Raw genomic sequence first — 21,060 nt, 5'->3', positions numbered from 1 at the left:
CTAAAAATATACTCGACACGGGATCTTATCACAAATTTCTGTGTAATGAAGTGCGCGTTCCAGACGGTAGGGCGATCTTATTGTTCCGTGATGCCGAATTTCGTCACCGTGTAATTCACAAGGTTGCACAGGAAGGGAAGAGCAGCGTCCGTTGGGATGATGCGCAATGAGGATTGCATCCCAATTAGATCTTCCTCCTGATGCGGTGTCAAAATGGGTTTGCGTTTAAGGAGCACGTACAGTGCTAGAGAAGCCTTAATTATACATATGTAGAGACTGGCGGACGTAAGGCAGATCTGATCTGGTCGCTCATGGACTGTCGAAACTGCATCTTGATATCTCAGTCAAACTGTTAATAGGCTTTATAAGACAGAACGTACTGATCGGGAGAGAGCATAAAGAACTGACGATCTGTTGAGTTGGTAACTACGTACAAAGCCAGCGTGCGAAAATGAGCTTTGAGAGTCACCAGCGTTTAATTGAGAATATATTCATGAAAACGTCACAATACAGGAACGGCCATCTGCATTATGGGAGAACAAAATTGAGTGCGGTTTTTAGGGAAGGTTTGCGCTGCGAGACGAAAAAATTCTGGCGGGAATTTACGTCAATAACAGGTCAGGAAGGCCTGTTTGCAGCCTGATTACGGGTAAAGCCATACCTTAAACCGGTGCAAGGATAAAAGTGTGTCGAGTAAGACTGTCGCAAAAAAAACCGAGCCAGCTTATAACCGCGCGCTGAAACTGGTTTTCCTTGGTCTCACATCCTTATCAGGGTTTTTATATGGTCCGGCAGGTTTTGCAGGCACACCTGATATGGGACACTCTGTTTCAACCCGTGGTGGGCAGGCCCTTGACTTGGCGGTAGGGGCTGGGCGTCTGCTTAGCCTTTCCCAGCCTGCGGCGAGCGTTTTTGTGGCAGACCCACAAATTGCAGATGTGCAAATTCCTTCAGATGATAAAATTTTTATTCTAGGTAAAAAATCTGGCACAACAACCTTGTTTGCGCTGGATGACAATGGAAATTCCGTTGCCTCCTGGACTATAAGGGTGGAGGCAGACCAGACCGCCTTTACGCCGCGCGCGCAGACAGAGTCAGAACACGCCAGTTTACAAACCACCCCCAATGGGTCCGTTATCACGGGTTCCGTTGCCAATGCGGATCAGGCTGACCATCTGGCCACTGTTGCACGGGGGATAGAGGGAAAAGAGCACCCTCTGGCAAACCAAATGGGTGTTACGCACCCTCTGCAGGTTAATTTACGTATCAGAATTGCAGAAGTGTCGCGAAGTGTTGCGCAGCAAATAGGGTTTAACTGGTCAACCGTGATTAAAGCAGGCAGTTTTGCATTTGGTCTGCAATCCGCTGCCATTGCTGAAAATGCAGCCTCATCGTTGTTTGGGGGTGTAAGCAGTAGTAGCGTCAATGCTCAGACGGTGCTGGAGGCCATGGCAAACGAGCATCTTGTAACACTTCTGGCCGAACCAAATTTGACCGCTATTAGCGGCAGCACGGCAACTTTCCTTGCTGGCGGGGAATTTCCAATTCCGGTACCGCAGGCTTTGGGGGTCACCTCCATTCAATACATGCAGTACGGCGTGAGCCTTGCCTTTACACCCACGGTGCTAGGGGCCGGGCTTATTCACCTGAAGGTAAGGCCTACCGTAAGTGCCCTGTCAGGCACCGGAAGCTACCAGCTTAACAATCTTTCTGTTCCGGCGCTCACCACGCGTCAGGCACAGACAGAGGTTGAACTTGCGAGTGGTGAGAGCTTTGCTATTGCGGGCCTGCTACGGAATGATGCTGACAACAATGTGCAGAAATTCCCTATTCTGGGTGATATTCCAATTTTAGGGCAACTGTTTCGTTCCTCCCGGTTCCAACGGGACCAGAGCGAGCTTGTGATTATCATCACACCTTACCTGGTTAAACCGGTTGACCCTTTGCATACGCCTGATGATCCCTTGAGGCACGTTCACCAACCAAGTGAGTTGGAGCGCTTCTTCTATGGCAGAATGGCGGACCAGCAGGACCTGGAGCGGATGCCGCATCTGAACGGAACAGGGTTTGTATTCGAGTGAAAAAGACAGCTTTACTGGCGTTTCTGGCATTGTGCAGTTGCGAGGCCACACAGTCCGACCGCGTAAAAACTCTGCCTGTGGCCTTGCATACCGAGCAACGGACTATCCCCCTTTCAAACACCGGCCTGTTTAACCAAACTCAGGTGCAGCAGGCGCTGGCAGCGCTCGGGCAGGGGACTGAGGTTAGCGTTGATATTGAAGGTCTGACACAAATACAGTCGCAACAACTGCTGCCCAAATTGCTTTCTCTTGGGGTGGACCCGGACCGTGTGCATGTTGCACCGTTAACCGCACGCTACCCTGTCGTGCCACCGCGCATGACTTTTAGCCGTACACAAGCAGTTTTGCAAAATTGTTCAAAAGTTATTCGGCCTGGTTGGTTGGGAGATGTCACACCAAGCATTGAGAATGTCGGGCGCTGTGTGCAAAACAATAATCTGGCACAAATGCTGGCAGACCCAAGTGATTTGTATCGCTCCCCCGCGTTTCATGCCTCTCCCGCAGAGCGTGCGGCGCTTGGTGTGCGGCGGCTTAATCTGGGTCAAGAGCCAGCACTTCCAGCAGATACACTGGGCACTGGCTTATCCGGCTCTAACAGCGTGGGCGGTATGACTGGCGGCACAACATCCGAGACGCAAACACAGGGCAATGCAGCCGCGCCTTAACGTTAGGCTACGGTGTTGAGGCAGCCGGGGGAGAAGACCGGCGCACGGTATCGTAAAAGTCCAGATTTTCCTGAGCCTGTTGCTCAGATAAGTGGTGCCGCAAAATGGCAGAAGACATTGCGTGGTCTCCCATCAGGCCATAGACGAGCGCCAGAGCATTTTCCACCGCAGTGCTGTGTGCTGTCTGGTTTGTGCCAGCCAGTTCCCCACGGAGTGGGCGCAAAATACCCAATGCCTGTGGGTAAGATCCTGACAGCGCCAGTGAAATGGCCATATCCGTCCGGGCCGCAATGTCATCTGGATTAAGTGAAAGCGCGCGCTGGTAATATCCCTGTGCCTCCTGTTGTTTGCCAAGCGTATCCAGAGCTACTCCTAACGCCACCAGAATATGAACATCCGTCGGCGCTTGATGCAAAGCCGCTTGCAGGAAGGTAACGGCTTCCCGCGGGCGGCCAGCTTCAATCATAAGGCGGCCTGTAACCAGACCAAGCATGGCGTTGTCTGGGTTTTTGGCGGCAAGGGGTGTCAGAAGGCCAAGTGCATCACTGGCTTTCCCTGCTGCGGTCAAAGCCTGCGCATAGCCAAGTTGTAAGTCAATTCTGTCAGGGCGCAGCAAAGCGGCTCTATTGTAAAATGTAACAGCGGTGTTGACGTCCCCAGTATTCAGTGCCGTCTGGCCAATACGTGCCAGTGCATCAGGGTTTTGTGCAGCCTGCATCATTTGGCGCGTTGTGTCCTGAGTTTGGCCTGGAGCCTGGACGCAGGCACTCAAAAAGAGCACAGGTAGGCAGTAAAGAAGAGAAAATTTGGAAAACTGCATAAAAAATCCACACAAGTGGGAGGACAAGGAATCTAGGCGGCGTGCGATGCTGCGGCGGACGGGCTCATGATGGCCTGAGAGAGTGTGCCGTAGAGTTTGACCGAAAACTCTGGAGCGACCTCATCGTAAGACAGCACAGGAATAGTGAAACCAGAGTGCCGGAGCAACAAAGATGTTGGGCGGCGTAAATCGGGGGCGACCAGAAAAACCGCTTTGCGGTTATGCAACAGGCAAGGGGCCAGAAAGCTGCGGGAGGTCTCAACAAGATTTTTTGCGGAGACGGGGTCAAGAACGATTTGCCTCCCTTGTGGGCCGCTTTGCACCAGAGAGCGTAAGATGTTTTCAAATGGGGCATCAATGCCAATGGCGGCCAGAACTTTATCTTGATTAGAACATTGGTGGCAGATCTGCCGACGGAGCGCCAGACGCACCTGCTCAACCAACCCGGATGTTGTTTGTTCCTTGGCGGACCACTCCGCAACAGCTTCAAAAATAGTCCGGATATTGCGCAAGGCCACTCGCTCTTCCAGCAAAAGGCGTAGAACGTCCGACATACGCGGCAGCGGGCAGACTTTCCCCGCTTCACGCACCAGATCAGGCAGGAGTTTCTCCGCACGGCGTACGAAGCTTTGCGTTTCCTGAATGCCCATAAGTTGTCCGGCGTGTGCCAGCAATGTTGCCTCGGCTGTGCGGCATATAAAATCTGTTGCGGAGAGAGTGAGCACTTCGGCCTCCTGTAGGGCGGGGAGGGCGGAGCTTGAAACGCCAATGGTCTCGGGTCCAAATGGCCCGGGCGAGCGGCAGAACTCAATACCCAGTTCCTGCAGGACGGTTGGTGTTTCCTCCACAAAAAAGAGTACAGGGTCTAACGGAACCAGCAACGCTGGTACGGTATCAACCTCAATGCAGAAGCTGTTGGGGTCCTGCCTTGGGTCTATTGTCATTTGTACGGGTGGTAGTACCAAACCCATCTGTTCTGACAGATCTTGAATACGGAGATTGATTTTCTTTTGCGCGGCCTCCTGCTGCGTAGCAAAGCCGTGTCCAAGTTTGACCTGCACGTTCAGGGTTGTAATGAGTGTATGGTTCTGGTTGGCAGAGCGTGCAAATGCACTTGCCAGTTCATGTTTTTGCCGTTTGAGCAAAAGCCAGGATGCACCACCAAGAATACAGCCAAAACAGAGAAATACAGCCGCCGGAAAGCCGGGTACAAGAGCCAGCGCTCCCATAACTACCGCTGCAACCTGAAGGGAGAGCGGTTCCGCGCTGATCTGCTGTAAAATATCTCTGCCAAGGTTGCCACCGCCATCTTCATGCGTGACGCGCGTTACAACCACACCGGCTGTCAGGGAAATAAGCAGCGCGGGAATTTGGGCAATCAGCCCATCGCCAACAGCGAGCAAAGAATATGTTTGCAACGCAGTTGAAAAGGTCATTCCCTTCTGAAGGCACCCGATAGCAATGCCACCAATCAGGTTGATAACAATAATAATCAAACTGGCAATCGCGTCGCCTTTAACAAACTTCATCGCGCCGTCCATGGCGCCATAAAGCTGGCTCTCCTTCTGGAGTTTGTTGCGCCGGCTGCGGGCTTCTTCCTGAGTGATATCGCCATTTTTCAGGTCGGTATCAATACTCATCTGGCGGCCGGGCAACGCATCCAGGCTGAAGCGTGCCGCAACTTCGGCAACGCGCTCGGATCCCTTGGTAATAACCAGAAATTGCACAATCGTGATGATGAGATAGACAACAATGCCCACCACGACATTGCCCGAGATCACAAACTCGCCAAATGTTCTGATAATTTCTCCGGCATCTGCTTCTACCAGCACCATACGGGAGGTTGTAATGGAAAGAGCAAGCCGGAATGCGGTTGTAACCAGAATAATAACCGGCAGTGTTGAGAACATGACGGGAGAGCTGATATAGACAGCTACCATCATCAGAACAGTTGCAATGCTGATATTGAGTGCAATGAGAATATCTGCCAGCATTGTCGGTATAGGCAGGATCATCATGCCAACAGTCAGCACAAGAAGTGCGACCAGCAGCAGATCCTGACGGCGCGAAAGCTGTATCAGAAAATTATGAAGTGGATGTTTTTCAGCGTCAGTGTGCGAAGGCATTAATAGCGTACCACAAGATGTTCTGTCCCACGATGTAGCAGAAGTCTGTCAGGGAGAATTTTCTCTATAACCCAGCCATCTTCTACCGTGCTGCCAGGGGGCAGGCGTTGCCCGCTGGTATCAACCACATAAGGCTGTGCGCCTAGCGCAACACCTGCAATCTGGATGGGGGAGTGAGTGCCTGCCTGCATAAGAGCGGTATGGTCTAAAAGAACGGTTTGCGTGCCGTATGTTTCATCGAACCATAATTTTATGAAAGACCATTCTTTACTCTGTTCTTTCTGCAAAACACCGGTCACGCTAAGGGCGCCATCCTGCGTTTTGGAGACAGATAGAGTGTCAAGATGCGCCTCAGTCAGCTTATTTTCCAAAGCCGCTTGGAATGTCTGCCTGTTTTGTTGTGCCGTTGGATGTGCTGCCGGTGTTACAGCTAGTGGGGGTACATGATGTCGTGCCCATAGGGGGGAAAACAACCCGACACACGCAATAAGCAGCAAAGCCAGAGCTGCTGAAAAGCCATAGGGCCATATTTTGGTTTTGGGTGGAACAATGACGTTAAAATCTGTGGTGCCAGCAGAAAAAGAAAAGTTTTTTCTGGAGAGATAAGAGGCGTTCCCATCAAGTCTTTTGCCAGATGGTAAAAGAATAACTCCGCCCTGAGGCGTCAGTTTTATGCCCCGTACTGTGTCCTGGATATAAAAATGAGTGTCGTCCAGTGTTGGGTCTGCAATAATGATGTCGTTATCAAGAGAGCTACCAACAGAAAAAACTCCCTTTTGCAACGCAAGGGAGCATCCGGCTTGAGGGCCGTTTTCTATCACCAGCAAGGCAAGCGAAGAACTGGTTACTGTTTGTCTGGACTGCATTGAGTGTAAAAGGTGTTCCAGCGGAAGGCTGGAACACCTCTTTAATTAACCGATGTTCGGGCGCTGCTGAGCGGCGGTTTCTTCCGCACCTTTTTCGGTTTTGACAACGGTGATTTTTTCGTTGGTTTCAATAGCTGTGTTAAATGCAGAGGTCATTTTATCGATTTCGCTATCGATGTCGGCGCTGGACGTGCTGGAAACGGAGGAAGCGTCGCTCATGGTAATAGTCCTGTTTCTAAGTTAAGCAAAAAGCTTTGTTGTTTGCTCCGAATAATCGAAGCCGGGAAACACAGGCAGCGAAAGCGACCTGTATCGGAAACTGATTACTTGCCGGAACCAGTTTCGATTCTGAGGTTGGCGACAGAAGCCGCTGCGTATTCCGGTCCAGAGACAGTCTGCTTGCCCTGTGCAGCCATTGTGGTGCTGGCTTGTATTGCAGAGTCAATGGATTTCATCGGAACGCGCTGATTAAGGAATTCCTGAACGCCACCGCCTTTACGGTCCAGCATGGTATTGCCGGAGGTAGGTAGGCTGGTGCCATTAGCAAAATGCAGATCGTTCAGGGATGATCCGACATGCAACACGGTGTCACTGTAAGAATCAAACGTCTTATCAAGCTGAAAGGCATTACCGGTTTTCGGCGCGGTAATCTTGATCTGGTTATCGCTGGCGTTGCCTGTCTCGTTGTAAACGCCAGTAATGAAAGACGTCTGGTTGTTTTTTGTGACAGACACGGCGTGAATGTGTGAATCGCCATACTGGTTCTGGGCGGTCGGCTGCACCTGCACCTGTGTGCCATCGGCCAGGTCAATTACCAGACCGTCCTGCTTGAATTCACCATGCACTTCGCTGCTGGTTTCAAGGTGCGGGTCGCCAAAAACCTGCACATAGGTGTCGGTCTGCTTGTCATACACCTTCACGCACCCGTCGTTGGTGCTGTAATAATTGTATGCAGCGCCGGTGGTGTAAGACTGGCTGGCAGTAATCAGGTAGCGTCCGGTATCAATCGTGTTGCCAGAAACCTGCAGGTCAGGCGTTGCTGAAGCAGAGGCAAAATCGCTCCCTGAGGAAGGCTGGCTAAGCGCAAGATCGCTATTTCCCGCATTGTTAATGGAAACAGACATTGACTTTCCTTATAAGAATTAAAAGTAAAGGGCGTTAGAACGGTTCATCAGGGTCGCTGGTGTTGTCATTGATCGCATCAGTCACATCGGACTGCATGCTCTGCAAAAACATCAAACCGCCCTTCATCATCATGCTCTGGAATTCAGAGCCCAATGCCTGACTATCAACATCAGGTGTTTTGTCCGTCTCTTTTACGGAAGCGCCTGAAATGGGGTCTGTCATAATTTCAGTCTTTCCTTTTAGTGAACAACAATATCGGAGACGGAAGAGCCCCGAAAAAGCGTCAGGTGTCGTGAAGCGCTTTCTGTCCGGTGCACGGGGCGGCTTTCCGCAGGCAGGGACAAAAGTGTTTGCTGAACCATTGCAATAAAACGGGGCGGCCCGGCTACCATGACGGTATCGGTTGCTGGACCTGCGCCAAGATCAAATCGTGTGTCCAAAAGCCCCATTTGTTGCAGGGCGCTTTTGAGGTGGCTGAAACTGTGCCCATGCAGAGGCATGATCTGCGTGGACCGCTCTGATTTGCTGCTGATATAAAGAGCAGCGCCATCATCATACCAGTCAAAGTCGTACAATCGGCCTGTTTTCTGCAAAAACTCTTTGGAAGAGAGATTCAGCCAACGCCCATGTACCTGACCATGCACTTTGTCTGACACGACAATAGAAATATCATTAATGTAGGAAAACTCCTTCAAGACAGAAGAAATTCCCTGGTTAACTGAAATATAAGAAAAGGGTTTTTGCTCCCATTTCTCGTAAGCTGACGCAGTCGACGCAGTAAACAGGAAACCGCCAAAGACTGCACAACTCAAAACTGTCGAGAAATGGTCATTCATTTAAGGCGTTTTCCGTATTACCTGTTCGGTGAGTCCGGTTAAACCGTGTGATTTTGTCTGACGCAATAACAAATTGCCTGAGCAATAAAATTGTCACACAACTGCAAAAAAACTGCTGCTATTGCACACCTACAGACATACCGATTTTTTCGGGTCAGGCCTTATTAGGGTCCTGTGTCTGTTGTGAAGGTAGTGGGTGAGTATTCTGAATGTCTGATGCAATTGGCGCTTTGGGGGGTATAGTCGGCGCACCTGGTGGTGCGGCAGGAGCTCCAACGGTGCAGGATACTGAGGTAGCGCCTGAAGTCTCCAGACCTCTCGAAGCAGATTTTCATCAGGCATTGCAGAATGAAGTCTCCTTTGTGCCAGAGCAGGTAGGGGGGGCGGCAGCCATGGGGCAGGCGCTTAACCAGAAACTTGAAGGTCTTTCCAGCTACCTCAACCAATGGGGGGTGGAGCCTGCGGGGCAAGCCCAAGCTGCCGCAGCAGATCCGGCTAATGCCGCCCAATTGGTGGCGCAAATTCAGGCCACCTATACGTTTGCAATTGAGACGACTCTGGTAAGCAAAGGCTCTACCGAAACCACAAAAATTTTTAATACCCTGCTGAAGGGGCAATAATGCTGTTCTGGCGCCCCCGTGCTTTCAAGACTGTTTTTGTTCTGCTCCCCCTCTTGCTGCTGTGTGCCTGCAAAACCGAGTTGATGACGGGTCTGGCGGAGGATGACGCCAACAGTATGCTGGCATTGTTGTTACAGCATGGTGTGAGTGCTGATAAAGTACAGCAGAAAGACGGTAGTGACATACTCCGGGTGGAGCAGAAACAGTTTGCACAGGCCGTCTCGCTCCTGCACGAGGCCGGGTACCCACGGCAGAGTTTTAAAACTATGGGGGACGTGTTTCAGGCATCGGGTCTGGTTTCCTCCCCTCAGCAGGAGCGGGCACGGTTTTTGTGGGCTTTGGGGCAGGAATTGTCACGCACAATTTCTGATATTGATGGCGTTTTGACTGCCCGTGTTCAGGTTGTGCTGCCCAATAATGACCTGCTTAATCGTGAACCAACGCCGTCTTCGGCGTCCGTCTTCGTGCGTTATAAGGAGCAGAGCCCGGCGCAGTATCTGGTGCCACAAATCAAGCAATTGGTGGCCGATAGCGTGGAAGGGTTAAGCTACGATCGCGTGTCCGTTGTGCTGGTACCTGTTGCAGAAAAAGATACTCCTGCTGTGCCAACCTTTGCAGGTGCGGGTACCAGATGGGAGCTTCTGGGGGTTTTGCCAGCCCTAATGCTCGCACTGTTTGCCGGTGTGGGTGTCAACCGGCGCTGGCCAGACCTATCCGAACGCGTAAGGCGTTGGGGCAAACCATGACAGAGGGCGCACAAGTCTGGGCGCATGATCCCCATGTGCAGAATAGTGGGGTGGCGGCGTATCGTCTTGGGGTTTCCGCACAGACCTTCCAACGACTTGCATCCTGTGTTTACACGCGGGACCTGCTTTATGGGTGTGTGCGGGAAAAACTAGGGGGAGAACTGCCTGATGCCCTGACGGAAGCCCAGCAGTATCTGCTCATGCAGGACAGCGAGGCCTTAGGCGTATTGGCGCTCCGGTTGGGCTGCGCCTGTTATGCTCGTCCTGTTTTGTCGCTGCTCTCAGGGAACGCTCTACGCAAACTTGCAGCCCTTACTACGCCGTATGTCATGCAGGATGCAGCATGGGGTCTCCCCTTTTCTGCCGTGACGGATGGCCCGGATACTCCGGAAAAGCTCGCGGGCCTTATACAGGGTGCAGGCCTCGCATGCTTGCGGGGGTGGTGTGACCGGCAGCCTGCGGCTGTTGGGTTGCGTGTCTTGTCCTTTTTGCCAGAGCACAAAGGAAAGAGCAGCTTTTCTCTCGAAAATCCTGAAAGCATGGTTGAGGCTTTTATTGCGGAGCGTCTGAGGAATGGGTGAGCCATTCTCTCCATATGTTATTCGCGCCGTGCGATTTAATGCCTTGAAAGATGCCGAGACGATTCGTGCTCAGGCACAGGCAGAAGCCGCCGCGTGTCTGGAGGAAGCTCACAGACAGGCAGAAGCCATACGGTGTGCCGCCAGCGTTGCCGCAGATGCTGCCCGGCAGGAGGCTTATGCGCAGGGCCAGCAAGAGATAGCAGAACATTTACAAAGATACGAAAGTTCTTTGGCAGACCTGTCTTTTCTGGTGGCACGGCGTCTGATTGATGACTTGCCGCGTGATGAAAAGCTTGTGCGGCTGGTAAAAACCGCCTTGGCTGACCTGCCAGCACAAAGCGGATTGGTTGTGAGAGTTGCCGCGTCACAAGCCACTGCTTTCAGGAAGGCAGCACAGCAGACCGGCAGCGCTCTTGCTACTGTTAGCATTGTAGAATGTTCCAGTCTGGAACCAGAAGAGTGCGTTTTGCAACATGAGCAGGGGCAAACTTCGCTGGGTGTAACAGCACAGTTAAGAGCGTTATGGCAGGGCGCTGTATCGTGATGGATCTGGCATTCTTTGCGCAACGCGTAGCCAGTGCATCACCCCGTCCGGTTGTGGGGCAGGTACTGCGCGTTACGGGAGGTCTGATCTCTGCGCGGGTGGATGGTGCAGCATTGGGCGAAAGTTGCCGTATTGTTTTGTCTGATACAGAGCTCCTTGCCGAAGTTGTGGGGTTTGAAGGCACCGTTGTCAGGCTGGCTCCTATTGGCAGTATGCAGGGGCTTGTGCCGGGTTGTCTCGTGTACCGTACAGGCGGAGCGTTGCAGGTGCCGGTTGGGGAGTGTCTGCTTGGGCAGGTGCTGGATGGTTTTGGGCTGCCGTTAAACGGGACAAGCCTGCCAGAGTGTGAGCAGCGGCCTTGTGCAGATACCCCGCCCTCTGCGTTGTTCCGGCATAGGGTAACGGAGCCGGTAGCAACGGGCCTGCGTGTTATTGATGGCCTGCTCACGTGCGGTAAAGGCCAGAGAGTCGGAATTTTTGGTGAGGCCGGGGGCGGTAAATCCACGCTTTTAGGGCAACTGGTCCGTGGCACCAGTGCCGATGTTGTAGTGGTGGCGCTGGTTGGTGAGCGTGGGCGTGAGGTGCGGGATTTTCTCGAACACCAGCTAGATCCCCAGACCAGAGTCCGCACGGTTCTGGTGGTTGCAACGTCTGACCGCCCCCCCTTGGAACGCGTACGTGCTGCCATGACAGCTACTACAATTGCCGAGTGGTTTCGGGATCAGGGCCAGCATGTTCTGTTGGTTGTTGATAGCATGACCCGTCATGCCCGTGCCTTGCGCGAGGTCGGTCTGGCTGCCGGCGAGGTGCCGGGGCGTGGCGGCTTCCCCCCTTCGGTCATGGCAGAACTGCCGCGTTTGCTGGAGCGGGCAGGCCCCGGAGATGAACGGAAAGGCCCGGGTATGATAACCGCCTTCTACACCATACTGGTGGAAGGGGAGGGAGACCCCGTTGCAGAAGAAATGCGCAGTATTCTGGATGGGCATATCATACTTTCGCCCACGTTGGCGGCGTCTGGGCACTATCCCGCTATTGATGTCATGACCAGTCGCAGTCGTCTGATGAGTGTGGTGGCTACGGCAGATCAGTGTGAAAAAGCTTCGCGTTTGCGCGTACTTTTGCACCGTTATGAAGAAGTACGCTTTCTTGTAGAGGTTGGCGAATACAAACCGGGCAGTGACGCAAAGGCCGATGAGGCACTGGCAAAAATTGAAGAGATCAGAGCGTTTTTAAAACAGGGCGAACGTGAGGTTATGCCGTTTTCCAGTGTGGTGACATGGCTGACCCGGATCGTTTAAAGCTGAGGCAGGCTGCTTTGTTAGTACGCCTCCAAACGTTGCGGGAAGAGCAGGCGACCTGTGACCTTGCTGTGGCACGCGCACAAACAGCGCAGGCGCGCCAGCAGATGGCAGAAGCCACAGCCGCCTATGAGCATGAGAGTACTGCCCAAACAGACGCACGGCACCAGCGGTGGTTGGGGCGTGTGGGGCAGGAGTTGAGCGGAAGAACCGTAAAGGCGTTGCATGTGGAAGATGAAGCTGGCCTTGCCTCCATTCAGCAGCATAGCCTGAGCCAGAAAAAGGCACGACAACGTGTCAGGCAAACAGAAGCGGCTTCTAAAAAAGCCGAGGTGGCGATGGTGCTTGTGCGGAATAGCGCCACCCGGCGTAAGAGGCTCATGCTCAAAATTCAGCAGGACTATAAGCGCGCAGAGTGGTTGCGGGAAGAAGCAGCGCGTGACCAGCATTCACAACTGTTGTTTGCGCAGCGCTTGGCGGAAAAACAGGCATGAGTGTTCCCGCAGCGGTCAAACCCTTTATGCTACCCCGTATTAGCCTGAAAGAGGCAGAAGCCCTGCGGCAGAACAATGCCAGACACAGTGCGGTGTCGCTGGCAGAAGGCTTTGTGCTGCATGATGGCAGGCAGCCGTGGAGTGGCGCCTGGGTCTGTTACGAAGGGCATGTCGGGCATGAGCCTTTCAGGGTGTTTCTGGTGCCGCCCTGTGTTGCGTTTATGGCTGCACGAGCAGGGGTGGAGGAGCGGGCGATACCGTCCGATATCAAGGCCATCACGAGCCTTCTTTTTCTTGAAGGCTGCTTTTCCTGGCTGGAGCAGATGCTGGGTGCTGAAATCCGGTTTTCCAGAATAGGGCAGGCCGTACCGTTAGCCGAAGCCAGATATGCGGTTGTAGAAGCAGATGGTCGCAACTGGCCCGTGGCTGTGCAGGCAACGCCTGCCTGCCTGGCCCGCCTTCTGGCGCTCTGGCCCGTTTTGCCGCTGCCAGACCATGCGGTCTCTCTCAGCCTTGCTGTCCGAGTTGGCACAACAACACTTCCTTTGTCAGTGCTCTCCAGCCTGAATGCAGGAGACGTTGTGTTGCTTGAACAAGGAAGCCCGGCTCAGGCCATGCTGCTGGTGGAACAGGCCGCAAACGCCAGAGCGCACTGGGCCGAAGCGCAAGGCTGGGTGCTGGAAAGCGCCATAATCTATCCGGACAAAAAGGAGAGGCCAATGCCCGATACAGTCCATGAGGGAAACTCGGGAGGCGCACAGGCCATAACGGGCGAGGCAACGTCTGAAGATGCGCTGCCCATTATCATCAGTTTTGAAATGGGGCAGCAGACCATCACGTTGGCGGAATTACGTGCGCTTGGCCCAGGGAGTGTGCTGGTCGGGGCAGACCCGGTTAAAGCGCCTGTTCGGCTCTGTGTAGGCGGGCAGCCTATTGGGGTAGGAGAACTGGTGGATGTTGAGGGTACTGCCGGGGTGCGTGTGATGAGGATTTTCGGGCGTGAATAATCTGGTCAGCCCCGATATTTCAGCCGTTCTGGTAGGTATTACCGCACTGGGGTTTGTGACGTTTGCCGCCGTTACCATGACAAGCTTTATCAAAATAGCTGTCGTGCTGTTTTTGTTGCGCAATGCCCTGGGTATCCAGCAAACGCCCCCTAACATTGTTTTGTATGGTATTGCATTGCTTCTGAGCATTTACGTAATGGCTCCGGTGGCCATGAGCGCCTACGCAGCCGCTGTGACGTCCCCCATAGATCATATGACATTGTCAGACATGCTGGCGGCAGGCCAGCGGGCAGAACAGCCTGTAAAAGCCTTTATGCTCCGTTTTACCAGCCCCGGAGAGCGGGAGTTTTTTACCAATGCAACCATGCGTGTCTGGGGTACGGAATCTGGCCTGAAAGCTGCCCCGGATGACCTACTGATTGTGCTGCCCTCCTTCCTGCTGTCTGAGCTCCAGCGTGCTTTTGAAATCGGCTTTTTGCTCTATCTTCCCTTCATAGCGATAGATCTTGTTGTCACGGCAGTGCTGATGGCAATGGGGATGTCGTCTGTTTCTCCCTCCACGATTGGGGTGCCGCTCAAGCTTTTCCTGTTTGTGGCCATTACAGGCTGGACGCGGCTTATCCATGGTCTGGTTCTGAGTTACGCAACATGACATCCTGCCATGTCTGAACAGCTGGTTTTTCATTTTCAGTCCACCCTGTCTCTGGTGCTGTATATGTCGCTCCTGCCTTTGCTGGCGGCCATGGTGGTCGGGCTTCTGGTTGGTATTTTGCAGGCTGTCACGCAGGTGCAGGACCAGTCTTTGCCCATGACGTTTAAGTTGCTGACAGTGATAGTCCTGCTTCTATTCGGTGGCTCGCTGCTAGCTGTGCCGCTTGAGCGTGAGGCCACGGAGCTATTTAACTCCTTTCCGGCGTTAACGCGGTAATGGTGCCATGAAGGCAGCGGGGGGCGATATATCGTCCGTGCTGGAGTTGCTGGGGCTGTTACAGCACTGGCTGCTGGCTCTGGGCTTTGCCATGGCGCGCCCCATGGGGCTGCTTTCCATTCATCCGGTTTTCACCCGTTTTCAAATTACAGGCCTGTTGCGGGGTGCAATGGCGCTCGTGCTGGCTCTGCCTGCGGTACCCTTCATTGCGACCATGCTTGAGCAGACACCGCATACAGGGATTGCGTTAATGATGCTGGGTGTAAAAGAGGGGCTACTCGGCTGTGTGCTGGGGCTTTTGCTTGGTATGCCCTTCTGGATGCTGGATGTTGCAGGGGATATTCTCGATTTACAGCGTGGTGCCACACAAGGGCGTATTAATGACCCAGCAGGGTTTGAAGATGTGTCCATCACTGGCAGCTTCTTTTTGCTGCTGGGTATTACGTATTTTGCAGCATCTGGCGGTTTGCAGGTGGTGCTGCACTGCCTCTACGAAAGCTGGACTCTCTGGCCGCCGCTGTCAGGTCTGCCGGGTTTTTCACAGCATTTTCCCACAGTGGTGCTTGGGCTTTTAGATGAAATGCTGTCTTCGGCCATTAGTCTGGCTCTTCCCATGCTGCTGGCCATGCTTCTGTCCGATATCGCGTTAAGCATTGTCAGCCGGGCCGCACCTTCTCTCCGTGTGGATGACCACGCTATGGGAGCGCGGAATATCGTCTTCTTTTTTGTTCTGACACTCTACACATCGTACCTATGCCTTTTTGTCCGGCAGGACGTGGCGCGTATCCCGGCTTTTTTTGAGGCTTTGCGCCTTATGGTTGGGCAGCCTCCGGCATGAGTGAGACGAGCGAAAGTAAAGAGCTACCGCCATCACCCAAAAAGCTGCGTGAGGCACGCAAAAAAGGGCAGGTTGCCAATAGTAAGGATTTTGTCGGGGCGGTTGCGACAGTTACCGCACTTTTTTATGTCGCCCTGCGTAGTTCAGACCTGTTCACACAACTTGGTGCAGCTTTATCTGATACAGCCGTACTGGCCGAGCAGCCACTCGCTGTCGCCCTCCCACTCATTTTGCAGCGCCTTGAAGCCGTATTTATCTGGTTTGTTTTGCCGTTGTTGGCTTTATTGTTTTTTAGTGTGTGCGTGGCGGCGCTTATTGGGAATGGTGGACTGGTGTTTTCAGCAGATCCACTCGCGCCAAAATTTGAACGAATAAACCCGATTAGTGGTTTTCAGAGAATTTTCTCGCTCCGGAACAGTATTGATGGTCTCAAAATTGTTCTGAAATTCTTTGCTGTTCTCTGCACTCTTGTTTTGGTTGTAAAGTCAGACGTCCGGTCACTGGTGCATCTGCCTGCCTGTGGTCCGGGTTGCGTGCCGGGTGCGGTGAAGGGAATGGTCTGGCCGCTTCTGCTCTCAGCTATTTTTTGCTTTCTCATTCTTGGTGGGCTGGACTTGGGTATTCAGCGCCTGCTCTTCCGGCGTGAAATGCGCATGACCCGTACGGAGCAGAAAAAGGAGCTTAAAAATTCGGAGGGGAACCCGCTCATTAAAAAGGCCCAGCGGCAGGAGCGGCGTGCCGCCATGGGCAGTAATGTGCGGATGGGCCTGAAGCACGCAACATTTGTGGTTTATGATACGGAGGGCGCTGTGGCGTTCCAATATGCACCACCGGGCGTGCTTGTGCCTGCCCTTGTTGCCCGGTCTGGAAAAACCGGATTGCCGGAGTTTCTGGAAGATGCAAAGACCGCTGGTATACCCTTGGTGGAGGATGCAGAAGCCACCAGACTTTTGGCCTCACGCGTGCCACTTGGTAGCCTATTGCCACGAGACGCGTTTCAGACGGCCATCTCCTGTATGCGTAAAGCGGGCATAATCTAAAACACTCTGCCACACCTTGTATGTGGCAGAGTGAAATGGCTTTTTAGGCGTCCCCAAAACGTGCAACGTAATTCTGGCTTACGTCCTGTGCCATGGTCATCGGGTTTGTGTCTGCGGTGCGGTTTTGGTCATCATTAGGGTGAATATAGGCATTACCGGTACCGAGCTTCTGCTCCATATAAGCGCCACCTGCCTGCATTGTTGAGTTAGACCCGTCATACCAGCCGGCAATGGTTACATTGCCCGCGCTATCCTTTGAAAGGGTGGACTCTGGAGCGGAGGCTGCAATGCTTTCTGCATCGCCCAGCGTATTGCCACGGTCGTCAGAAACCTGAATGGCGGCATTGCGGCCGTCAATATAGCTGACATCCGTGTTGTTTACGCCGTTTGCATCAGCGTAGAATTCCAGACGAGATGCTGTGGAACGATACGCGCCGGAAGCATCGGCTTCAGCCATATACCCACCCTGGCCGTTTGCGTAGCTCAATGTGCCACTTTCACCCGGCTTGAGCGTAATTTCTGCAACAGGTTGAGTGGTAGAACCCCCATTCAGGAATTCCCCAATCTTTTCCTCATGGTTGCTGGTATTTACAATCGTGACCGTGTTGTCACCACTCCCGGCAGCAACAGTCGGCGCAGCGACTGTGCTGGATGCAGCGTCTGCCGTTGGTGTGGTAGAGGAGGGAGCGTTTGTCTTGTCCACCGGTGCAGACTGAGTTGTGGGGAGAGCAGCAGGTGCTGCTGTGGTTTGTACCGCACCAGCCTGATTTTGCTGTGCCATGCTGCCAAACAGTTGCGCCAGTTCGTTCGGGTCAATGCCCATATGAGCTAACGCATCTTCTATTGCGGCTACAGAGCTGGTGTTGAACGTATTTGAAACAGTCATGCTGCACACCTTATTAAAACCTGAAATAGGGTGGAAGCATGTCTGTAAAATAAAAAAACAGCAAATCAATAAAAGCGTTTTATAAAAATTTCATATTATAAAATATAGGGATGGGGCGTCTCGGTATTCACGCCCCATCTTGGCCCGTACGCAAAAACGGACCAGTCCACTCTTTGCGGGAGAGGGAACAGGAGCAGGCTTATGAAAAAAGCCTACCAAAAAACAGGAGAGTGAGCAGGCTCACTCTCCAGGGCCAGAGTTACTTAGCCGTAAGTACCAACATTGGGGCTGTCATCCGCAGGTAAGGTACCGTTATCGGGTGACAGAAGATCGGCCATGCTTGGCAGTTCAGAACCGGAGGGCTTGAAGCCATCCTGTAGCTCGCCATACCAGGCCTTTTCTTCTTTTGCTATTTTGTTTTCCATTTTGATTTCTTCAATAATAGCATAGATAAGAGACCCAATTCCGGCCAGCGCCCCGGCTGCCCCGCCAACCGCGCCAAAGACACCTGCCAGAGAGTCCATGGAAGTTGCCAAACCAAGGCGGGGTAGCAGGTAGGTGGCAACTTCTCCTGCACCAGAGATTGCGCTAATTCCGTTCATTCCGGCAAAAACACCTTGAGCGGCAGCGCCCCCTTTGTCACCGTTCTTTGCGGCGTCTTTTGCGCCAATTGCCCCTAATACAAGGCCCATCACGCTGCCAGTTACACCGCCTATGCTTTTGCCAACGTTTTCAGCATCTTTAGAAAGATTTTTGAAGTTGTTGAGCTGGTCTCTCTCAGACTGATATTTGGCAAGCTGCTCAGCCTGTTCAGCGGAGAAGGAGGGCAGTTCCTGCATGCTTTTCAGATTGTCGTATGCGGCCTGATCACCTTTTACCCGATCAGCGAGGCTGCTGTACATCTGCGGCGAGGCTTTGGCTCCCCCCTCGGTGAGCAAACCGGCGGTCTGCAAGGCTTGTTGTGCATTGGTTGCAGCAGATCCTTTATCCCCTGTGCCCAACCGTGCGCCCATGGCACCAGCCAGTAACAGGGCAGATGCACCGTGGAACACGCCTTTCTTATAGACATCAGGGATGGAACCTTTTTCTGCGCTCCATGAGTCTGATGCTTTAGCCATGGCATCGTCAAATTTCAGACCCTGCCTTAAAAGGTCGGAAACTTTTCTAACCATGGACAGAATATCGGAGGCACTGGCCTGGTCAGATCCGGCAGGGGAGAGGGAGTCCAGATTTTTTTCAATATAAGCTTGGAATGCCGGGTCATCCACCCCGCTAAACCCGAGGTCTTTGATCATATCATCGCCAGACAGACCTGACGTCAGATCTTCACGGGAATATTTGTTGGCAGCATCTGTAAACCGGTCCGTTCCGTCTTGCACAGTTTGTGAATCCAGAACGCTATCGTAAACAGTTTTGTCCAAGGCTGTCTGAATGAGTGCTTCCTGAGAGCTTTTGCCCGACTGGATCAGGCTATCCATGTGCTTGCCGGAAACAATATCTTCGTAATTATCTTTGACTTGCTGCTGAACACTGCTGGACGCGCCGTTAAGCGCTGAGTTCAGGTCAGGCGTTGTTCCAAGCATTTGCGCATAGAAATTTGGCTTTGCCAAAAATGTTCCCAGAGCTTTTGTTGTCGTATCATAGGAACTTGCGGAGGAATCCTGATTGGCGGTATCCGTAAAGGCACCATCAAGAGCACTGCTGCTTGAGGTCGTGTCCAAACGGTTCTGGATAACCGCTTTCATATTAGGGTCGCTCGAGACCATGGACTGAAGCGTATCGGAAAGGTGATCAGACAAAAATGACTGAACATCACTATCCTGGCTCAGGGCGCTGATTTTTGACTGCACATCCTTAATGAAGTCTGAGCGTTTTTCACCAGGTGTTGGGCCATCGTAATAGTTATGATATTCATCGGCGCTTGACAGGTCATCGGGGCTTTTCTGCCGGAAGTAGTTAACCCCTGCGTTCAGGCGGCCAATAGTCTGGCTGAGTTGCAGGTAGGCGGCTACCTTATCTGCTGCACTGGCGTTTGATCCCTTGCCTTGAAAATAATCGGGCGTCACATTGTCAGCATTGCCGCCGCTGTCTTTGGCCAACTGTTCCATTGCTGCACTTTTCATGCTGGCAATGGTGTCAGATTCACTTTTGCTCGTGTCATTTTTCAGCCACGCAGCCAAAGATGCATTATTGATGCCGCCGTTACTGACCTGGCTTGGGTTGAGTGCGGCCTCAGAAACTATTCTGGTTTCCCCGGCATTGGAAAAGAAGCTTGCAGCCCCCCGTAGTGCCTGAGAAAGCCCTTTATTATCATCCTGAGAGAGGGCTTTCAGGTCATCCACATTAAATGAGTCATCTGTTTTGGACGCTGCACCCGCATTATCAAGCACCGGCATATTGGCCTGAAGCACAGAGGCTTCGACCGCTTCTTCCTTGGCAACGTTATCAGCAGACGGATTGGCTTTTTTGAAATCTTTGTAGCTGGACGAGGCGTTATCTGCTGCTTTGTCGAGATTTGAGATGAATTTTTTTAATGTGTCGCGCGTAACCGTACCATCGCTGGTTTCAATAATTTTTTTCGTTGCGTCGTTGCTCGTCAGCCGGTCGAAGGCGGCGGAAACTTCAGGAGGCATGTCGTTCAGGGCCGGATCACCACGATCATGTGCCTTGAACCATGCCTGCACCGTCATGGCATCGTCACCAATCTGGGAGAGTTCGCTCTTTTCTTCATCACACGCATCATCACCCAACGCATCAAGCCAGGAGTGAACGTGACTATCCGTGGTGGTATAGTCCGTAGAGCTTTTGTCACTGACGGATGAAACCCCGGCAAACTGGTGGTTTGCAACCTGAGACAAATGAAAACCCGGCAGAGCTGCAAGTGACTGACGTTCCTGAACGGGCAGGCTTACGAAATTCCGGATTACGTCTGGTGCGTAAGCAGCAACTTCATGCAGGTCTGAATAAAAATTCGAAACGGCATTGGTGCTGCCGCGTGCATCGTGCAGCAGGCGGGTGGCCTGATCACGCAGCATGACATGACCAACCTGAGATGTCGTATGCAGAAAAAATACAATTTCGTCTTGCGGGTCTTTAGCCTGCTGCAAAGCCCACGCAAGGCAGTTATCCTGTTTTTCATTGGATGTCTTATTATAATCGAAATGTATAATGGTAGAATCTGAATAAGCAGCCATTTTTGGAGAGCCTTTCGAAGCCGAGCCTTAGAATTTTCTGCGTGGTTGGATCGTTTTTTAGAAGCAGGATCTTTTCTAGATGTGGGCCATGATCTGAAAAATTTACTATCCGAAAATTCAGAGGAAAGTGTGTGAAACTTTCATGAAAATAAAATTTGTCATGGTGGGTTATTCTCAAGTTTTCATTTAATCTTTGTGAAGTATTTATTTTATTTTTATTTGTAAAAATATGAAATAGAAAATAGTTAATTGATGGTTTTCTAAAAGATAAATGACGTTTTTCAGGGTATAAAAGATTTTTACAGACCGAAATCTGGCTTGGGTCGTGCCCAGTCTGCTGCTTTAGGTGGAGAGATCATCGCCAC

At 52.4% G+C, this 21,060-nt stretch carries 22 protein-coding genes; 13 read left to right on the top strand and 9 right to left on the bottom strand.

Features of this window, described 5'->3' with window-relative positions:
* Positions 1–686: 686 nt before the first annotated feature.
* Positions 687–2,081, top strand: coding sequence for a type II and III secretion system protein family protein (locus tag Abci_RS01155; protein WP_048837315.1), 1,395 nt, complete (start codon positions 687–689; stop codon positions 2,079–2,081).
* A complete protein-coding gene (locus tag Abci_RS01150; protein ID WP_048837314.1) occupies positions 2,078–2,746 on the top strand; it encodes a CpaD family pilus assembly lipoprotein in 669 nt (222 codons plus the stop codon). The genes Abci_RS01155 and Abci_RS01150 overlap by 4 nt, the downstream gene beginning before the upstream one ends.
* Before the next feature lie 7 nt (positions 2,747–2,753).
* Here the strand turns inward: Abci_RS01150 and Abci_RS01145 are convergent, their stop codons facing one another.
* From Abci_RS01145 to Abci_RS01115, 7 genes are all read right to left on the bottom strand, one after another.
* Positions 2,754–3,467, bottom strand: a complete 714-nt coding sequence (locus Abci_RS01145; protein ID WP_048837313.1) for a tetratricopeptide repeat protein — start codon at positions 3,465–3,467, stop codon at positions 2,754–2,756.
* Positions 3,468–3,598: 131 nt separating this feature from the next.
* Positions 3,599–5,692 (bottom strand): type III secretion system export apparatus subunit SctV, encoded by a 2,094-nt coding sequence (sctV, locus tag Abci_RS01140; RefSeq protein ID WP_048837312.1) that lies wholly within the window; start codon positions 5,690–5,692, stop codon positions 3,599–3,601.
* Positions 5,692–6,558: a SctD/MshK family protein gene (locus tag Abci_RS01135; protein WP_048837311.1), complete on the bottom strand. Its 867-nt coding sequence runs from the start codon at positions 6,556–6,558 to the stop codon at positions 5,692–5,694. The genes sctV and Abci_RS01135 overlap by 1 nt, the downstream gene beginning before the upstream one ends.
* Positions 6,559–6,603: 45 nt before the next feature.
* Positions 6,604–6,777 (bottom strand): hypothetical protein, encoded by a 174-nt coding sequence (locus Abci_RS01130; protein ID WP_165759955.1) that lies wholly within the window; start codon positions 6,775–6,777, stop codon positions 6,604–6,606.
* Between the two features lie 104 nt (positions 6,778–6,881).
* The gene (locus tag Abci_RS01125) at positions 6,882–7,682 is read right to left on the bottom strand and encodes a DUF1521 domain-containing protein (protein WP_048837310.1); all 801 of its coding nucleotides are present in this window, start codon (positions 7,680–7,682) and stop codon (positions 6,882–6,884) included.
* Between the two features lie 34 nt (positions 7,683–7,716).
* Positions 7,717–7,905 carry a hypothetical protein gene (locus Abci_RS01120; RefSeq protein WP_048837309.1) on the bottom strand — a complete coding sequence of 63 codons (189 nt, stop codon included), beginning with the start codon at positions 7,903–7,905 and terminating at the stop codon, positions 7,717–7,719.
* A gap of 17 nt (positions 7,906–7,922) precedes the next feature.
* Positions 7,923–8,378, bottom strand: coding sequence for a secretin N-terminal domain-containing protein (locus Abci_RS01115; protein ID WP_146806936.1), 456 nt, complete (start codon positions 8,376–8,378; stop codon positions 7,923–7,925).
* Between the two features lie 350 nt (positions 8,379–8,728).
* On the opposite strand from Abci_RS01115, the gene Abci_RS01110 reads away from it, so the two are divergent.
* From Abci_RS01110 to Abci_RS01060, 11 genes are read left to right on the top strand one after another with little or no spacing between them, the layout of a single operon-like run.
* Complete coding sequence (locus tag Abci_RS01110) at positions 8,729–9,139, top strand: hypothetical protein (protein ID WP_048837307.1); 411 nt, start codon at positions 8,729–8,731, stop codon at positions 9,137–9,139.
* Positions 9,139–9,885, top strand: a complete 747-nt coding sequence (sctJ, locus tag Abci_RS01105) for a type III secretion system inner membrane ring lipoprotein SctJ (protein ID WP_052944745.1) — start codon at positions 9,139–9,141, stop codon at positions 9,883–9,885. The genes Abci_RS01110 and sctJ overlap by 1 nt, the downstream gene beginning before the upstream one ends.
* A complete protein-coding gene (locus Abci_RS01100; RefSeq protein WP_048837306.1) occupies positions 9,882–10,466 on the top strand; it encodes a hypothetical protein in 585 nt (194 codons plus the stop codon). Before sctJ ends, Abci_RS01100 begins: the two co-directional genes overlap by 4 nt.
* The gene (locus tag Abci_RS01095) at positions 10,459–11,010 is read left to right on the top strand and encodes a FliH/SctL family protein (RefSeq protein ID WP_048837305.1); all 552 of its coding nucleotides are present in this window, start codon (positions 10,459–10,461) and stop codon (positions 11,008–11,010) included. Before Abci_RS01100 ends, Abci_RS01095 begins: the two co-directional genes overlap by 8 nt.
* Entirely contained in the window at positions 11,010–12,308 is a 1,299-nt protein-coding gene (locus Abci_RS01090; protein ID WP_244877548.1) for a FliI/YscN family ATPase, read from the top strand. The genes Abci_RS01095 and Abci_RS01090 overlap by 1 nt, the downstream gene beginning before the upstream one ends.
* Positions 12,287–12,802 carry a hypothetical protein gene (locus tag Abci_RS01085; protein ID WP_048837303.1) on the top strand — a complete coding sequence of 172 codons (516 nt, stop codon included), beginning with the start codon at positions 12,287–12,289 and terminating at the stop codon, positions 12,800–12,802. Before Abci_RS01090 ends, Abci_RS01085 begins: the two co-directional genes overlap by 22 nt.
* Positions 12,799–13,809 (top strand): type III secretion system cytoplasmic ring protein SctQ, encoded by a 1,011-nt coding sequence (sctQ, locus tag Abci_RS01080; RefSeq protein WP_048837302.1) that lies wholly within the window; start codon positions 12,799–12,801, stop codon positions 13,807–13,809. Before Abci_RS01085 ends, sctQ begins: the two co-directional genes overlap by 4 nt.
* Entirely contained in the window at positions 13,802–14,461 is a 660-nt protein-coding gene (gene sctR, locus Abci_RS01075) for a type III secretion system export apparatus subunit SctR (protein WP_084597458.1), read from the top strand. Before sctQ ends, sctR begins: the two co-directional genes overlap by 8 nt.
* A 9-nt stretch (positions 14,462–14,470) precedes the next feature.
* Positions 14,471–14,737, top strand: coding sequence for an EscS/YscS/HrcS family type III secretion system export apparatus protein (locus tag Abci_RS01070; protein ID WP_048837301.1), 267 nt, complete (start codon positions 14,471–14,473; stop codon positions 14,735–14,737).
* A gap of 7 nt (positions 14,738–14,744) precedes the next feature.
* Positions 14,745–15,575 carry a type III secretion system export apparatus subunit SctT gene (gene sctT / locus Abci_RS01065; protein WP_048837300.1) on the top strand — a complete coding sequence of 277 codons (831 nt, stop codon included), beginning with the start codon at positions 14,745–14,747 and terminating at the stop codon, positions 15,573–15,575.
* Positions 15,572–16,615, top strand: coding sequence for an EscU/YscU/HrcU family type III secretion system export apparatus switch protein (locus Abci_RS01060; protein ID WP_048837299.1), 1,044 nt, complete (start codon positions 15,572–15,574; stop codon positions 16,613–16,615). The genes sctT and Abci_RS01060 overlap by 4 nt, the downstream gene beginning before the upstream one ends.
* 43 nt (positions 16,616–16,658) lie before the next feature.
* Here Abci_RS01060 and Abci_RS01055 read toward each other — a convergent pair whose 3' ends face one another.
* A complete protein-coding gene (locus Abci_RS01055) occupies positions 16,659–17,501 on the bottom strand; it encodes a hypothetical protein (RefSeq protein WP_048837298.1) in 843 nt (280 codons plus the stop codon).
* Between the two features lie 263 nt (positions 17,502–17,764).
* Positions 17,765–20,695 (bottom strand): type III effector HrpK domain-containing protein, encoded by a 2,931-nt coding sequence (locus Abci_RS01050; protein ID WP_048837297.1) that lies wholly within the window; start codon positions 20,693–20,695, stop codon positions 17,765–17,767.
* Between the last annotated feature and the right edge of the window lie 365 nt (positions 20,696–21,060).

The sequence above is a fragment of the Acetobacter cibinongensis genome (assembly GCF_000963925.1).
Classification (GTDB): domain Bacteria; phylum Pseudomonadota; class Alphaproteobacteria; order Acetobacterales; family Acetobacteraceae; genus Acetobacter; species Acetobacter cibinongensis.
Note: the sequence above shows the minus strand (reverse complement) of the source record. Positions and strands in the feature narration are given on the sequence as shown.